This window comes from Thiohalomonas denitrificans (assembly GCF_016841685.1).
Lineage (GTDB): Bacteria > Pseudomonadota > Gammaproteobacteria > Thiohalomonadales > Thiohalomonadaceae > Thiohalomonas > Thiohalomonas denitrificans_A.
This window is the reverse complement of record NZ_JAENYR010000084.1, coordinates 2,783-14,728: the sequence shown is the minus strand read 5'-3', so window position 1 is coordinate 14,728 and position 11,946 is coordinate 2,783. Positions and strand designations below refer to the sequence as shown.

At 59.6% G+C, this 11,946-nt stretch carries 15 protein-coding genes and 1 pseudogene; 7 read left to right on the top strand and 9 right to left on the bottom strand.

Features of this window, described 5'->3' with window-relative positions:
* The first annotated feature begins 367 nt into the window (after positions 1-367).
* The 3 genes from Q7L05_RS14740 (at position 368) to Q7L05_RS14730 (ending at position 3,388) form a co-directional block, all read left to right on the top strand.
* On the top strand, positions 368-2,047 hold the full coding sequence (locus Q7L05_RS14740) for a hydrogenase maturation protein (RefSeq protein ID WP_303908318.1): 1,680 nt from the start codon (positions 368-370) through the stop codon (positions 2,045-2,047).
* Between the two features lie 166 nt (positions 2,048-2,213).
* Positions 2,214-2,717, top strand: coding sequence for a hypothetical protein (locus tag Q7L05_RS14735; protein WP_303908314.1), 504 nt, complete (start codon positions 2,214-2,216; stop codon positions 2,715-2,717).
* On the top strand, positions 2,717-3,388 hold the full coding sequence (locus Q7L05_RS14730; protein ID WP_303908311.1) for a hypothetical protein: 672 nt from the start codon (positions 2,717-2,719) through the stop codon (positions 3,386-3,388). Before Q7L05_RS14735 ends, Q7L05_RS14730 begins: the two co-directional genes overlap by 1 nt.
* Before the next feature lie 66 nt (positions 3,389-3,454).
* On the opposite strand, the gene cfa is transcribed toward Q7L05_RS14730, so the two are convergent.
* A complete protein-coding gene (gene cfa, locus Q7L05_RS14725) occupies positions 3,455-4,633 on the bottom strand; it encodes a cyclopropane fatty acyl phospholipid synthase (RefSeq protein ID WP_303908310.1) in 1,179 nt (392 codons plus the stop codon).
* A 304-nt stretch (positions 4,634-4,937) separates the two neighbouring features.
* Between cfa and Q7L05_RS14720 the strand changes: the two genes are divergently transcribed.
* From Q7L05_RS14720 to Q7L05_RS14710, 3 genes are all read left to right on the top strand, one after another.
* A complete protein-coding gene (locus tag Q7L05_RS14720) occupies positions 4,938-5,354 on the top strand; it encodes a VOC family protein (RefSeq protein WP_303908308.1) in 417 nt (138 codons plus the stop codon).
* A 142-nt stretch (positions 5,355-5,496) separates the two neighbouring features.
* Positions 5,497-5,997, top strand: a complete 501-nt coding sequence (locus Q7L05_RS14715) for a TspO/MBR family protein (protein WP_303908305.1) — start codon at positions 5,497-5,499, stop codon at positions 5,995-5,997.
* Between the two features lie 84 nt (positions 5,998-6,081).
* Entirely contained in the window at positions 6,082-6,525 is a 444-nt protein-coding gene (locus tag Q7L05_RS14710) for a YhcH/YjgK/YiaL family protein (RefSeq protein WP_303908303.1), read from the top strand.
* A 43-nt stretch (positions 6,526-6,568) separates the two neighbouring features.
* Here Q7L05_RS14710 and Q7L05_RS14705 read toward each other — a convergent pair whose 3' ends face one another.
* On the bottom strand, positions 6,569-7,129 hold the full coding sequence (locus Q7L05_RS14705; RefSeq protein ID WP_303908300.1) for a flavin reductase family protein: 561 nt from the start codon (positions 7,127-7,129) through the stop codon (positions 6,569-6,571).
* A gap of 698 nt (positions 7,130-7,827) precedes the next feature.
* Here Q7L05_RS14705 and Q7L05_RS14700 point away from each other — a divergent pair.
* Positions 7,828-8,586 carry a GNAT family N-acetyltransferase gene (locus Q7L05_RS14700; protein ID WP_303908297.1) on the top strand — a complete coding sequence of 253 codons (759 nt, stop codon included), beginning with the start codon at positions 7,828-7,830 and terminating at the stop codon, positions 8,584-8,586.
* Between the two features lie 334 nt (positions 8,587-8,920).
* Here Q7L05_RS14700 and ccoS read toward each other — a convergent pair whose 3' ends face one another.
* The 7 genes and pseudogenes from ccoS to hisI all read right to left on the bottom strand — a co-directional run bounded on the left by ccoS (position 8,921) and on the right by hisI (position 11,842).
* Complete coding sequence (gene ccoS, locus Q7L05_RS14695; protein ID WP_303908294.1) at positions 8,921-9,139, bottom strand: cbb3-type cytochrome oxidase assembly protein CcoS; 219 nt, start codon at positions 9,137-9,139, stop codon at positions 8,921-8,923.
* 191 nt (positions 9,140-9,330) lie between these two features.
* Positions 9,331-10,101, bottom strand: a pseudogene (gene tatC, locus Q7L05_RS14690) (twin-arginine translocase subunit TatC); the annotation flags it as partial.
* Entirely contained in the window at positions 10,091-10,474 is a 384-nt protein-coding gene (tatB, locus tag Q7L05_RS14685; RefSeq protein WP_303908288.1) for a Sec-independent protein translocase protein TatB, read from the bottom strand. The gene tatB and the pseudogene tatC, both read right to left, overlap by 11 nt.
* 25 nt (positions 10,475-10,499) lie before the next feature.
* Entirely contained in the window at positions 10,500-10,748 is a 249-nt protein-coding gene (gene tatA, locus Q7L05_RS14680) for a Sec-independent protein translocase subunit TatA (RefSeq protein ID WP_303908284.1), read from the bottom strand.
* Positions 10,749-10,800: 52 nt separating this feature from the next.
* Positions 10,801-11,136 carry a histidine triad nucleotide-binding protein gene (locus Q7L05_RS14675; RefSeq protein ID WP_303908282.1) on the bottom strand — a complete coding sequence of 112 codons (336 nt, stop codon included), beginning with the start codon at positions 11,134-11,136 and terminating at the stop codon, positions 10,801-10,803.
* Complete coding sequence (locus Q7L05_RS14670) at positions 11,136-11,453, bottom strand: phosphoribosyl-ATP diphosphatase (protein ID WP_303908279.1); 318 nt, start codon at positions 11,451-11,453, stop codon at positions 11,136-11,138. The genes Q7L05_RS14675 and Q7L05_RS14670 overlap by 1 nt, the downstream gene beginning before the upstream one ends.
* Before the next feature lie 2 nt (positions 11,454-11,455).
* A complete protein-coding gene (hisI, locus tag Q7L05_RS14665) occupies positions 11,456-11,842 on the bottom strand; it encodes a phosphoribosyl-AMP cyclohydrolase (protein ID WP_303908276.1) in 387 nt (128 codons plus the stop codon).
* Positions 11,843-11,946 lie beyond the last annotated feature (104 nt).

The following is an 11,946-nucleotide window of genomic DNA, read 5'->3' as shown; positions in this document are numbered from 1 at the left end:
CGTCGCTGTGGCTCCTCGCAATGACGGCTAAAGGTTCGTCACTGATTCGGGTCTGTGCAGCAGGGGGTACGGCTCGCAATGAGGGCGAAGAGTTCGTCATCGATTCGGGGCCGCGCAGCGGCGGGTAGCGCTCGCAATGACGGCTAAAGGTTCGTCACTGATTCGGGCCTGCGCAGCAGGGGGTACGGCTCGCAATGACGGCTGAACGTTCGTCACCGATTCGGGGCCGCGTGCGGCGGGTACGGCTCGCAATGACAGGGGCGGAAGTTCTGCTGCGAGAGCAAGAAAGGGGGTGAATAGTTAGTAATTTACGGCAACAAAAACTTTGTGCTCTTTGCGTCTTTGCGGTGAATAAACCGGGTTAGCCATGCGAATCCTCTTTCTGACACACAGCTTCAACAGCCTCTCGCAGCGGCTCTATGTCGAGCTGTCGCGGGACGGCCATGACATCTCCATCGAGTTCGATATCAATGACGCGGTGACCCGGGAGGCGGTGGCGCTCTGGCGGCCTGACCTGATCGTTGCGCCGTTTCTGAAGCGCGCCATTCCGGAAGACGTCTGGCGCGCCCACACCTGTCTCATCGTGCATCCCGGGCCGCGCGGCGATCGGGGACCCGCTGCCCTGGACTGGGCCATCCTGAATGGCGAAACCACCTGGGGCGTCACCGTCCTGCAGGCTGTGGCGGAGATGGACGCCGGACCCGTGTGGGCGAGCGTGGATTTCCCCATGCGTGACGCCCGCAAGGGCAGTCTCTACCGCAACGAGGTGACCGAGGCGGCCGTTACTGCGGTCAAACAGGCGGTGGCGCGGTTTTCGGCGGGTGAATTCAGCCCCGAACCGCTGGCTGGCGGCCACTGGAAACCCTCCTGCCGACAGGCGGATCGGGCGATCGACTGGCTGCGTGACGACACCGCCACCGTACTACGCAAGATCCACTCGGCCGATGGCCAGCCCGGCATTCTCGATCGCATCGGTGGCCTGCACTGCTATCTCTACAATGCCCGGGCCGACCCCAACCTGACCGGCACTGCGGGTGAGTTGATCGCCCGGAGGCATGGGGCGGTTTGTCGGGCGACCGTCGACGGCGCCGTCTGGATCGGCCATCTGCGCCCCGGCGGGGAGGGGCTCGGCTGCAAACGGCCGGCCGTATCGGTACTTGGCGAGGCGGCTTGTCTCCTGCCGGAGCCCGGCGCGGGATCCCTCGGTGGAGAGGATATCCGTTATGAAGAGGCGAACAGGGTCGGCTATCTGCACTTTCACTTTTACAACGGCGCCATGGGTGTCTCCGAGTGCGAGCGGCTGCTAAGCGCCTACCGTTCGGCCTGCGAACGGGATACACGGGTCCTGGTCCTGACGGGTGGTGCGGATTTCTGGTCCAATGGCCTCGACCTGAATCAAATCGAGGCGGCGGAGAGTCCGGCGGACGAGTCCTGGCGCAACATCGAAGCGATGAACGATCTTGCGCATGCCATTATCACTACCGACGACCGCATCACCCTATCGGCGCTGCAGGGCAATGCCGGTGCCGGCGGCGTGTTTCTCGCCCTGGCAGCGGATTACGTTCTGGCCCGCAGCGGCGTGGTGTTGAACCCCCACTACAAGTCGATGGGCAATCTTTTCGGTTCGGAATACTGGACCTGTCTGCTGCCCCGTCGGGTCGGTGAAGGGCGTGCCGCCGAGCTGATGGAGAACCGTCTACCGATCGGGGCTCCGGAAGCCCTGGCGCTTGGCCTGATCGACACACACTTCGGCCTTGATGCAGCCGACTTTTCCGTACGCCTACGAGCCTGGGCGGATACACTGGCGGCCTCTCCGGAGTACGCAAAGACCCTCGCGGCCAAGCGACAGCGCCGCACCGTGGATGAGGCGGAAAAGCCACTGGCCGCCTATCGGGCCGAGGAGCTGGAGCGCGTGCAGCTCAATTTTTACGGGTTTGATCCCAGCTACCATGTGGCCCGCTACCACTTCGTCTTCAAGGTGCCGCACTCGCGCACACCGTTTTTTTTGGCCCGGCACCGTGTCATCGACAGGGGAGTGCTGAGGTGAATGCAGGAGGGTCGGTTCGCGGCTCCAGCTGCTGATGGCGCGCGCGGCCCGCCCTGCCGGTGCATTTGCACGCGATGGCAGCACGAGCCCGGATGGATTTCGCCGGGGCGACCTGATAATTTAGTCCGGTTCTGAGGCTGGTCGACCGTGGTGCGGGGAGAAGGAAATGCGTTATGAGGTCTCCGATGAGGATATCGTTAAGGCCAAACACCCGCATGAGGTGTTTCTTATCAATCTGATCTTCAATCACATTCTTCTTTTTGTAGCCTTCCTGAGTGCCAGCTCACTCCAGGAGTTTCTCTTCGTGGTGCCGATCGTTTCGGCCGCGATCCTCATCTACATGCTCTGGCGGGCACGCAAATCGCGGTTTACAGACCCCTGGTATGTCAAATGCCACTGGCAGCTTGCCGCAAGGCGCAGCCACCTGTTTATCATCATGCTGGGGGTGATGGCACTGGTCATTCTCGGCGTCTGGATCGCCTCGGGCGGCAATCCGGGTCCGCAGCACTACGCCATCGGAGCGGTCGGCATGTTTCCCACCATGGTGACGGTATTGGCGCTCATCATCATGGAGTCGGAGGCGGTGGCTCAGGCGGGGTCCGGCGTCATTCCCAAGTGGTTGGAAGAGCGTTATCCCAACCCCCAAGTCAAGGTTCTGGAGGGATCCTGATGGAACGTCACATGTTTATCTCTGTGCTCCTCGGCACCCTCGCACTCATTATGCTCGGAATCTTCGTTCTACCCGGTCATGAGCCGGAGGGACCAGGGCGAATGCCCTGGCAGATCGAACCCGTCGACGGCACCACTCGTGTCTTCGGCCTGACCCTTGGCGAGAGCACGCTGGCGGATGCCGAATCGGTCATCGGCGAAGAGGCTGAGGTGAGCCTGTTCCGATCGCCGGAAGGCTTAATCGATATCGAGGCCTATTTCGACGAGGCGACCATGGGCGGACTGAAGTCGAAGATCGTGCTGATCATGGCGTTGTCGGAAACGGAACGGGATGCGATGTACCATCGGGGGATCCGCATTGCCACCATGGGAAGCGGAACCCGCAAGGTGACACTCGCCCCGGAAGATCAGCGCCGCGTCCGCCGTGCGCCGATCGCCAGCCTGACCTACCTGCCGCGCATCGATCTGGAGCCGGAGCTGCTGATCCAGCGCTTCGGCGAGCCGGCTCGGCGCATTGAGGAACCGGAAGAAGAGACGGTGCACTGGCTCTATCCCGCGCTCGGCCTGGATATTGCCGTACACGAGGAGGGAAGGGAGGTTTTTCAGTACGTGTCTCCGGACGATTTCGGACGGGTGATACAACCCCTGCGGGAGGGCGCTCCCGTCAGGTGAGCCCTGGCCGGAAGTCGACACCCGAACGGGGGACGTTTATTCCGGCATGGCGCCCTCCGCTGGGTGCTACCGAATCGACCGGTATATGCCCCGATCGCGCCCGCGCTTACTCAAGATCAGCTGCCACAGCTGGCCCTGCCCGGAGCGGAAAAAACCCGCGCAGCTCAACAGGTAATATTTCCACATGCGATAGAAGCGACGGCCATATTTCCCTTCGAGTTGCGGCCAGGCGGCCTCGAAGTTGTTCCACCAAGCCATGAGCGTGTGGTCGTAGTCCGCGCCGAAGTTGTGCCAGTCCTCGATGATGAAGCAGCGGTCTATCGCCTTGCTGATTTCGTAGGCCGATGGTAGCTTGCCGTTGCGGAAAATGTATCGGTCGATCCACGGGTCGACACCGCTGGACGTGGCATGGATACCGATGGTGTGCAGCAGGAAAAGGCCGTCGTCCTTCAGCAGGCGGGAGGCGGTATCAAAATAGGCGGTATAGTTTTTCGGGCCAACGTGCTCGAACATACCCACCGACACCAGCTTGTCAAAACGGCCGCGAAGTTCCCGGTAGTCCGCCAGTTCGATGTTCACCGGCAGCCCGGCGCAGCGTTCGCGGGCTAACGCCTGCTGCTCCCGAGAGATGGTGACGCCGGTTACTTCGACACCATAATACTCGGCGGCGTGCCGGGCCAGCCCGCCCCAGCCGCAGCCGATATCCAGCAGTTGTTCGCCCGGCCGCAGTGCCAGCTTGCGGCAGATTAGGTCAAGCTTGTGGAACTGTGCCTGTTCGAGGTTTTTCGCTCCGCGCCAGTAACCGCAGGAGTAGCTCATGGTCGGGTCGAGCATGGCTCTGAAGACGTCGTTGCCGATGTCGTAATGCTGCTCGCCGACCTGGAAGGCGCGCCGCCTGGTCTGCAGGTTGAACAGGCGCTGGCGGAGCAGTTCACCAAATAGCTTGATGCGCGCCCAACCCACCAACTTCTCGTCGATATCAAACCGGAGCAGGCGCGTAAAGACTTGGTCCAACGCCTGCGCGTCCCACATCCCCTCCATGTACGCTTCACCAAACCCGAGAGAGCCCTGCGTGAGCACGCGCTGGTAGACGGCCGCATCGTGCACCTGGATATCCCAGGGACAGTCGCCCATGAACCGTATTCCGGCCTTGGCTGCGAGTCGCTCCAGGACCACCGGTGCCTCGCATCCCGACCGCCGGGCCGGTGTGCCTGCCGGTTGTACCGATTCCTTCGAATTGCTCACATAATCCTCCTTCTTCACAGGTGTGGCCTGAAGGGCGAATGCCGGCCGGCCATGCTGTTCATGCGCTGATAAGGACGCCCGCTACGGAGGGTTGGGGCCTCGGGCCGGGCGCGAAAAAGACAGTATCGATAACTGCTAATACGGTCAAACGATAATAAATGGGCTTTACTATCGGGATATCCGATAGAATTTCGAATCTTCCCGCGAAGGGAGGCGGTCGCTGCGGGGATCCAGGAACCATGTGCGGAGGCGGCTCCGGGGCCGGACGTTTACACTGTGAATGAGGGAAAGTGGAGAGCGGCCGATGAAGCCACGGATTAGCATGATTACGCTGGGCGTGAAAAACCTGGAGGACTCGATACGCTTTTATGAGCAGGGCCTTGGCCTGCCGAGGATGGGCTCTCCGCCGGAAGTCGCTTTTTTTCCACTCAACGGGAGCTGGCTGGCTCTTTATGGCCGGGAGTCTCTGGCCGAGGACGCGGGGGCCTCTCCCGAGGGGAGTGGATTCAATGGCGTGACCATCGCCCACAACGTGGAGTACGAAGCCGACGTTGACGCGGTCATCAAGCAGGCACTCTCCGCCGGTGCCAGACTGGTGAAGCCACCCGGAAAGGTCGCCTGGGGTGGCTACTCGGCCTACTTCGCCGACCTTGACGGGTATCTCTGGGAGATCGCCCATAATCCGTTCTTCTGGGTCGGGCCGAAGGACGAAAATGCATGACATTGCGCAGTAGCACCAGACATCGGAGTTGCGGCGCATTTATTACCGGGCCGCACAATGGTAGGGGAGATCCCGTAAATGCGGCGGCTTATGGGTACTTCGAGGGCGCATCGAGAATGCGCCCTACGGGAGTGGGGGTCGCGTGAGTGGGATTCGAGGGCTCCAGCAGTCGTTGGGGCTGGTCGCGTGGGTCGGGGTAAGCTTCATTGCCGCCGGCATCGGTGCGATCGCCTCGGTCAATGCCGGCGCGTTTTACATGCAGCTGGCGCGCCCGGAGTGGGCGCCGCCAGCGTCGGTGTTCGGCCCGGTCTGGACACTGCTGTACGCGCTCATAGGCTTTGCGGCGTGGTGGGTATGGCGTAGCCATGGATTTCGTGCCGCGCGTATTGCACTGACCCTGTTTCTGGTGCAGCTTGCGGTGAATGCCCTGTGGAGCTGGCTCTTTTTCGGTTGGCGTCTCGGTGCGTGGGCATTTGCCGACACCGTGCTGCTGTGGCTCTTGACCGTGGGGACGCTCATCGGTTTTTGGCGCCTACGTCCGCTGGCCGGTGCGTTGCTAATCCCCTATCTGCTATGGGTGAGCTTCGCCTCGGCGTTGAATTACTCGGTCTGGCAGCTCAATCCTCAATGGCTCGGGCCATAGCTTGTACAACTCGTTGCCCGGCCAGCTACATGACACCTCGGGTTGTTACAATAGACGCCTGTTACCGAATCCTGTGAGCCCGTCATGATCCTGGACACCCTTGCCAATGCCCACCGCTATCACTGCATTCACCCTCGCTTCACGGAGGCATTCGCCTTCCTGCATGCCGACCCGGCCTCACTGGCCCGGGGCCGCCACGATATCGCCGGGGATGAGCTGTTCGCGATCGTCTCCCAGGAGGATGGCCGTCCCCGGGATGAGGCGAGGCTGGAGTGCCATCGCCGCTACATCGATATCCAATATATCGTTGCTGGGGTCGACGAGATGGGCTGGAAACCGACTAGCGTCTGCACCCGACCGAGAGGGGAATACAGTGCGGGAAAGGATATTTTGTTCTTTGAAGACCGCCCCGAAGCCTGGGTGGCCACGCCCGCTGGGGGATTCTGCATCTTCTTCCCGGAAGATGCCCACGCACCGCTTGTCAGCCCGCACCCCATCGGCAAGATAGTGCTGAAGGTCGCCGTTTGACGCAGCAGAAATGGCGGGCCCGGCTCAGCTGTGTGCCGGCCGGTTACAACATCCCCGGCAAAAACCGTCGCCGTCTGCTGATGATCTTGCCGGAAACCATGAACACCCCGTCGCCGGTGTAGTGCAGGGTCTGCGGATATTTCGGGGATAGCGCCGCTTGCGCGCTCACGACCTCCCAGATAAAGAAGTTGTACCGGCCGACGAGGCTGTCATCGGCCAGCCGGCATTCGAAGTTGGCACAGCACTCGCGGATCAGCGGCGCCTTCACCTTTTGTCCTTTTTCAGCAGTGAGTTCGAAATGGTCGAACTTGTCGATCTCCGCGCCGGTGGTGTTGCCGATCCCGACCAGTTCGTCGGTGAGTGCGGTTGTCGGCACGTTGATGACACATTCGCGGCTTCGGCGGACCATCTCGAAACTGTGGTTGCCGGCCGAGATGAGGCAGCCGACCAGGGATGGCGAGAACTCCATGACCGTATGCCAGCCCATCGTCATGATGTTGTGGCGTCCGTTCCAGGTCGAGGAGAGCAAAACGACGGGGCCGGGCTCAAGGTAGCGGCGGACCCTCTCCACCGGCAGGCTTTCCTTTTGGAACTGCCTCCTCATTCGCTTTCTCCAGGTCGAAGCCTATCTCCAGGAGCTGCATAGCCCGTCTGTACTCCTTTCGCTCCTATCCTTACAAGCTTCGTCGAAGGATGCGGAAAAGTACATCGGCTTCAGCGGATGTTGCGGTACTTCGCTCCGGCGCAGAGGACGCGGGGCTTACACGAAGCACACGAAGGTCACGTGTTCGGTGAGGCGTAGACTTGTGTTCTCCATGTCCTCCGCGGTGAATACAATCCTGCGAGCCCTAACCGCCACTCCCCAGCCCCGAATTAGTGACGAACAGCCGTCATGCGAGAGCCTCAGCGACGCGGCAATCTCGCTGTTAGGACACCAGATTACTGCGTCGCCGGGGCTCCTCCTGATGAACCTCCCCCCGCTGTCATTACGAGGAGCCCCGGCGACGAAGTAATCTCCCGCTCCCAAACCCCAGATTGCCGCGTCGCTGGGGCTCCTCGCAATGACGGCTACGAGTTCGTCACTGATTCGGGGCCGCGCAGCGGCGGGTACGGCTCGTAATGACAGCGGGGGCAAGTTCATCAGGAGGAGCCCCGGGCGACGTGGCAATATCGGGGTTTGGAGCAGAAGATTACTTCGTCGCTCAGGCTCCTCGCAATGACAGCGAAGGCATCATCAAGAGCCGTGCAAGTCTTGATAGCAGGTCATCGGTAGCACGACTGCATGGATGCAGGAGTAGAACAGTGCACGCCAGGTTGGACAATGCACGCAGTATCTTGTCGAATGAACCGTTGTCGAGGAATGCTGCCGTTGAGCGTACTGGGACGAAAGATGATGGCTCCTGCATCTTCTTCACTTCCTACATCCCTGTAAGTCGTATGCACGTACCTGATATCAAGCACTTGCATGGCTCGTCATGTACCAATCTTGTGAGTATGCATTTACCGGGGGAGATGGTGTTCATTTGTGAAACAGAAAGAGTGTTGATCAGACCGCTGTCGTTGAATGATTTGTCCTCCGTAACAGAGATTCTGGGCGACCCGGAGGTTATGAAGCATTCGGTGCGCGGAGTTTGTGATGAAGCAGCGGCCCGTAAGTTTATCGAATGGTGTCTGTCCTGCTACAAGTCGCACGGGGTCGGGCCATGGGTACTCGTCGAAAAGGAGTCTCTGGATCTCATCGGATTCTGTGGGGTCGGCCCCGAACGTGTTGGCGATACAGAAGAGATTAACCTCGGATATCGGCTTGCACGGCGTTTTTGGGGGGCTGGCCTGGCGACCGAGTCGGCATGTGCTGCATTGGCGTACGCATTCGAAGTAAAGGCATTCCGGTCGGTAGTGGTCATGATTGAGCCTGAACATGTCGCCTCCATGCGGGTGGCAGAGAAGGCAGGATTTTGTGGCTTCCAGAATGTACAGTTTCACGGGCGGGAAGTGCGGTTGTACCGAATGAGGTGTGATGAATGGACTTCATCGCGGAAAGCCGCGCACCCGCCAAAGTAGGCCGTAACCCGGCCTTTCGAGGCCGCCCTTCACTCCTATACGCAGAGCTTGCGCTGGGTACTGAAAGGCTCGACGGTAGGAGTCCATGAGGTCTTGCTGACATTGGTGGATACCGACTTCCATAAGGGCGAGCTACCGAAAAATATTCGTGCGATTGGTCCTGATGAGGCAGCGCGCCAGGCGTCGCGGGGAATCCGTCGTGGCAAGCCGGAGGTCTATATCGGGAAGGGCACTCGCCCGGTGGTTCACGGTACTTGCACCCGAAAGGGGCATGGCGATAGTGAATCGATAGCTTCGTTCCTGCTTGGCGGGGTGTTGGTCGAGGCAGGGGCCCTCAATCTGCATCCGGCCCGTTCAGGTCGGGACGGGTCTTTTTCTTTTTGGTCGGTCTGTCCCTTTCGGGGATCAGCGGGTCGTCATCGTCCATGAGTATGCGGTTTGCGTCTCCTTCCAGGTCGTCGTACTGGCCCTTTTTGATGGCCCAAATCAGCACTCCGACCAAAACCAGGCCGATGAGGAGCATTGCCGGTATCAGTGTATAAATGACGTCCATAAGGTCAGGATCCCGCTTGGTGGGGCTAAGGCGTTACCCGTTTCATCGGGTCATGCCTATGCATCATCACCCCGGTCGCGTTTTGGCTTTGAAACACCGGACGCCCGCTCTTCCTCTGCCAAAGCCTCTTCATCGTAGACATAGCGATCCAGGGCCGCGTCCATCGCTTCATCACTGTCGAGGTCGTCGGCCTCCTCCTCGTCGTTCTCGTCATCTGCGGCGCGCGGGGCAAATCGGGCCGCAAAGAAGACGCCGATCTCGAACAGCACCCACATGGGCAGCGCCAGAAGCGTCTGCGAGATCAGATCGGGCGGCGTAAGCAGCATCCCGATTACGAAGGTACCCAGGATGATATAGGGACGTTTTTCCCGCAGGCTTTCGGGTGTCGTAAAGCCCGTCCAGACCAGCAGGATGGTCGCTATGGGCACCTCGAAGGCGATTCCGAAGGCAAAAAAGATCTTTAGAACGAAATCGAGGTATTCGTTGACGTCGGTTGCCACCTCGACCCCTGAGGGTGCCACCGATATGAAGAAGCCGAACATCAGCGGGAAGACGACGTAGTAGGCGAACGCCATGCCCGCATAGAAGAGTACCGTGCTTGAAGCGAGCAGCGGCACCGCCAGTCGTCTTTCATGCCGATACAGCCCGGGCGCTATAAACCCCCAGATCTGATAGAGGATAAATGGCATGCCTACATAGACGGAGATGACCAGAACCAGCTTCATCTGCGACCAGAAGGTACCGTGCGGCTTCACGGAAATCATCCGGGAGCCCTCCGGCAGCTGCTGAAGCAGCGGCCGGGCGGTCATGGTGTAGATTTCCGGAGCGAAATAAAACAGCCCCACGAATACCACCAACACGACCACCACGATGCGCATCATCCGATCCCGCAGTTCCAGCAGGTGCGATACGAACGGCTGCTCTCTCTGGACTTCGGGGTCGTCGGTTCGGTTATCGGTCATTGCTGTCGCGGGGGTCGTTTTCGGAGGAGGACGGGGCTTCATCTGTCACTGAGTTCCCGCTCAGGTTGGATTGGTACTCTTCCAGTTCACTGCGGGTGGACTCAATCTCTTCGCGGGATTCCTTCACGCTCGACCGGGTCTCCTCGACGATTTCGTGGATTCCACTGCTTTCGGCCTGCTCTTTCATGACCCGCTTCAGCTCATCGGCACGGATTTCCTTTTCCACATCCGCCTTTACACTGCTGACGAAGCGGCGTGCCTTGCTGACCCAAATGCCAGCCGTACGCGCGAGCGCCGGCAGGCGTTCGGGACCTACGACCAGCAGGGCAACCACCCCGATGAGGGCCAGTTCCCAGAATCCGATGTCGAACATGGCGGAGGCGTCAGTTAGCGGTTAATCAGGCCTTGTCCTTCTCGCGGGAGGCTTCGCCTTCAATGACGTCTCCCTCTTCGTTCTTTTGCAGCTGGGCCTGATCCTCGGAATCCTGTTCCTTTTCCGTATCGCTATCCTTTACGGCCTTTTTGAAGCTCTTGAGGGCTCCACCCAGGTCGCCGCCTACGTTGCGCAGCTTTTTGGTGCCGAAAAGCAGCACGACAATCGCCAGGACGATCAGAAGTTGCCAGATACTAATTCCACCGAAACCCATTGTTTTTGCTCCACATCAGTTGTTTGAAAAGGTGATTTCCACCGTTTTCCAATCAAAAGCCCGTTAGCTTCTCACCGCCGAGCAGGTGTAGGTGCAGGTGAAAAATCTCCTGTCCGCCCCCTTTTCCGGTATTGATGATGGTCCGAAACCCGGCTTCGAGGCCCTCCTGCTTCGCCAGTTTGGGCAGAAGGCGCATCATATATCCCATGAGACCGTCATGTTCCGGTCCGAGTTCTTCGAGACTGGCAATATGTTGCCGCGGAACGACGAGCAGATGGACTCGGGCCTTCGGATTGACGTCACGGAATACTACCACCTGATCGTCCTCGTGGACCCGGTCCGAAGAAATTTCTCCGGCGATGATCTTGCAAAAGATACAGTCAGTCATCACTCCTCCCGGTTTTTCTTCTCTTCCAGCCCCGAAAGTCCGAAACGTCGCTGCAATTCCATCAACACCTGCTCCGGTTCAAGCCCCAGATGCTTGAGCATCACCAGACTGTGGAACCATAAATCGGCGGTTTCGTAGATGATCTCTTCCCGATTGCCGCCTTTGGCGGCAATCACCGTCTCGGTGGCTTCTTCTCCCACCTTTTTGAGAATGCTGTCGAGGCCCTTGGCATATAGCTTGGCCACGTAGGATTTGTCCGGATCCGCGCCCTTGCGCTCTTCCAGGACTTGAGACAGTTTTTCCAGTACGTCGCTCATAGCTAACCGTAGATGGCTTTAGGATCTTTTAGAACCGGCGCTACCGCTGACCACTCGCCGCCGCGCAGCTCCCGATAGAAGCAGCTTTCGCGGCCGGTATGGCAGGCGATGCCGCCAACCTGTTCAATTGTCAGCAGCACCACATCGGCATCACAGTCGGTGCGGATGCTCTTCACCTTTTGAACATGGCCCGACTCTTCGCCCTTGGGCCACAGTTTTTTGCGGGAGCGGGACCAGTAGACCGCCCGCCCTTCGGCGGCCGTCCTCTCCAGGGCCTCGCGGTTCATCCAGGCGAGCATCAATACCTGCCCGCTCTCATGGTCCTGGGCAATTGCAGGCACCAGCCCGTCCGCGTCCCATTTAATCTCGTCGAGCCATGCGTTTTTCATAAAACACCCTTAACCGCGAAGGTCGCAAAGGACCGCAAAGTGACATCTTTTTGCTTCGCGTTCTTGGCGTCCTTTGCGGTTTAGTAGCTTTAAAGCCGCACTTC

Excerpts from the sequence above, each read along its gene's own strand:
- Q7L05_RS14675 (WP_303908282.1), bottom strand. The coding sequence starts at position 11,136 with ATGACTGACTGTATCTTTTGCAAGATCATCGCCGGAGAAATTTCTTCG.
- Q7L05_RS14740 (WP_303908318.1), top strand. The coding sequence starts at position 368 with ATGCGAATCCTCTTTCTGACACACAGCTTCAACAGCCTCTCGCAGCGG.
- Q7L05_RS14735 (WP_303908314.1), top strand. The coding sequence starts at position 2,214 with ATGCGTTATGAGGTCTCCGATGAGGATATCGTTAAGGCCAAACACCCG.
- hisI (WP_303908276.1), bottom strand. The coding sequence starts at position 11,842 with ATGAAAAACGCATGGCTCGACGAGATTAAATGGGACGCGGACGGGCTG.
- tatB (WP_303908288.1), bottom strand. The coding sequence starts at position 10,474 with ATGTTCGACATCGGATTCTGGGAACTGGCCCTCATCGGGGTGGTTGCC.
- ccoS (WP_303908294.1), bottom strand. The coding sequence starts at position 9,139 with ATGGACGTCATTTATACACTGATACCGGCAATGCTCCTCATCGGCCTG.
- Q7L05_RS14720 (WP_303908308.1), top strand. The coding sequence starts at position 4,938 with ATGAAGCCACGGATTAGCATGATTACGCTGGGCGTGAAAAACCTGGAG.
- Q7L05_RS14710 (WP_303908303.1), top strand. The coding sequence starts at position 6,082 with ATGATCCTGGACACCCTTGCCAATGCCCACCGCTATCACTGCATTCAC.
- tatA (WP_303908284.1), bottom strand. The coding sequence starts at position 10,748 with ATGGGTTTCGGTGGAATTAGTATCTGGCAACTTCTGATCGTCCTGGCG.
- Q7L05_RS14705 (WP_303908300.1), bottom strand. The coding sequence starts at position 7,129 with ATGAGGAGGCAGTTCCAAAAGGAAAGCCTGCCGGTGGAGAGGGTCCGC.
- Q7L05_RS14730 (WP_303908311.1), top strand. The coding sequence starts at position 2,717 with ATGGAACGTCACATGTTTATCTCTGTGCTCCTCGGCACCCTCGCACTC.
- Q7L05_RS14670 (WP_303908279.1), bottom strand. The coding sequence starts at position 11,453 with ATGAGCGACGTACTGGAAAAACTGTCTCAAGTCCTGGAAGAGCGCAAG.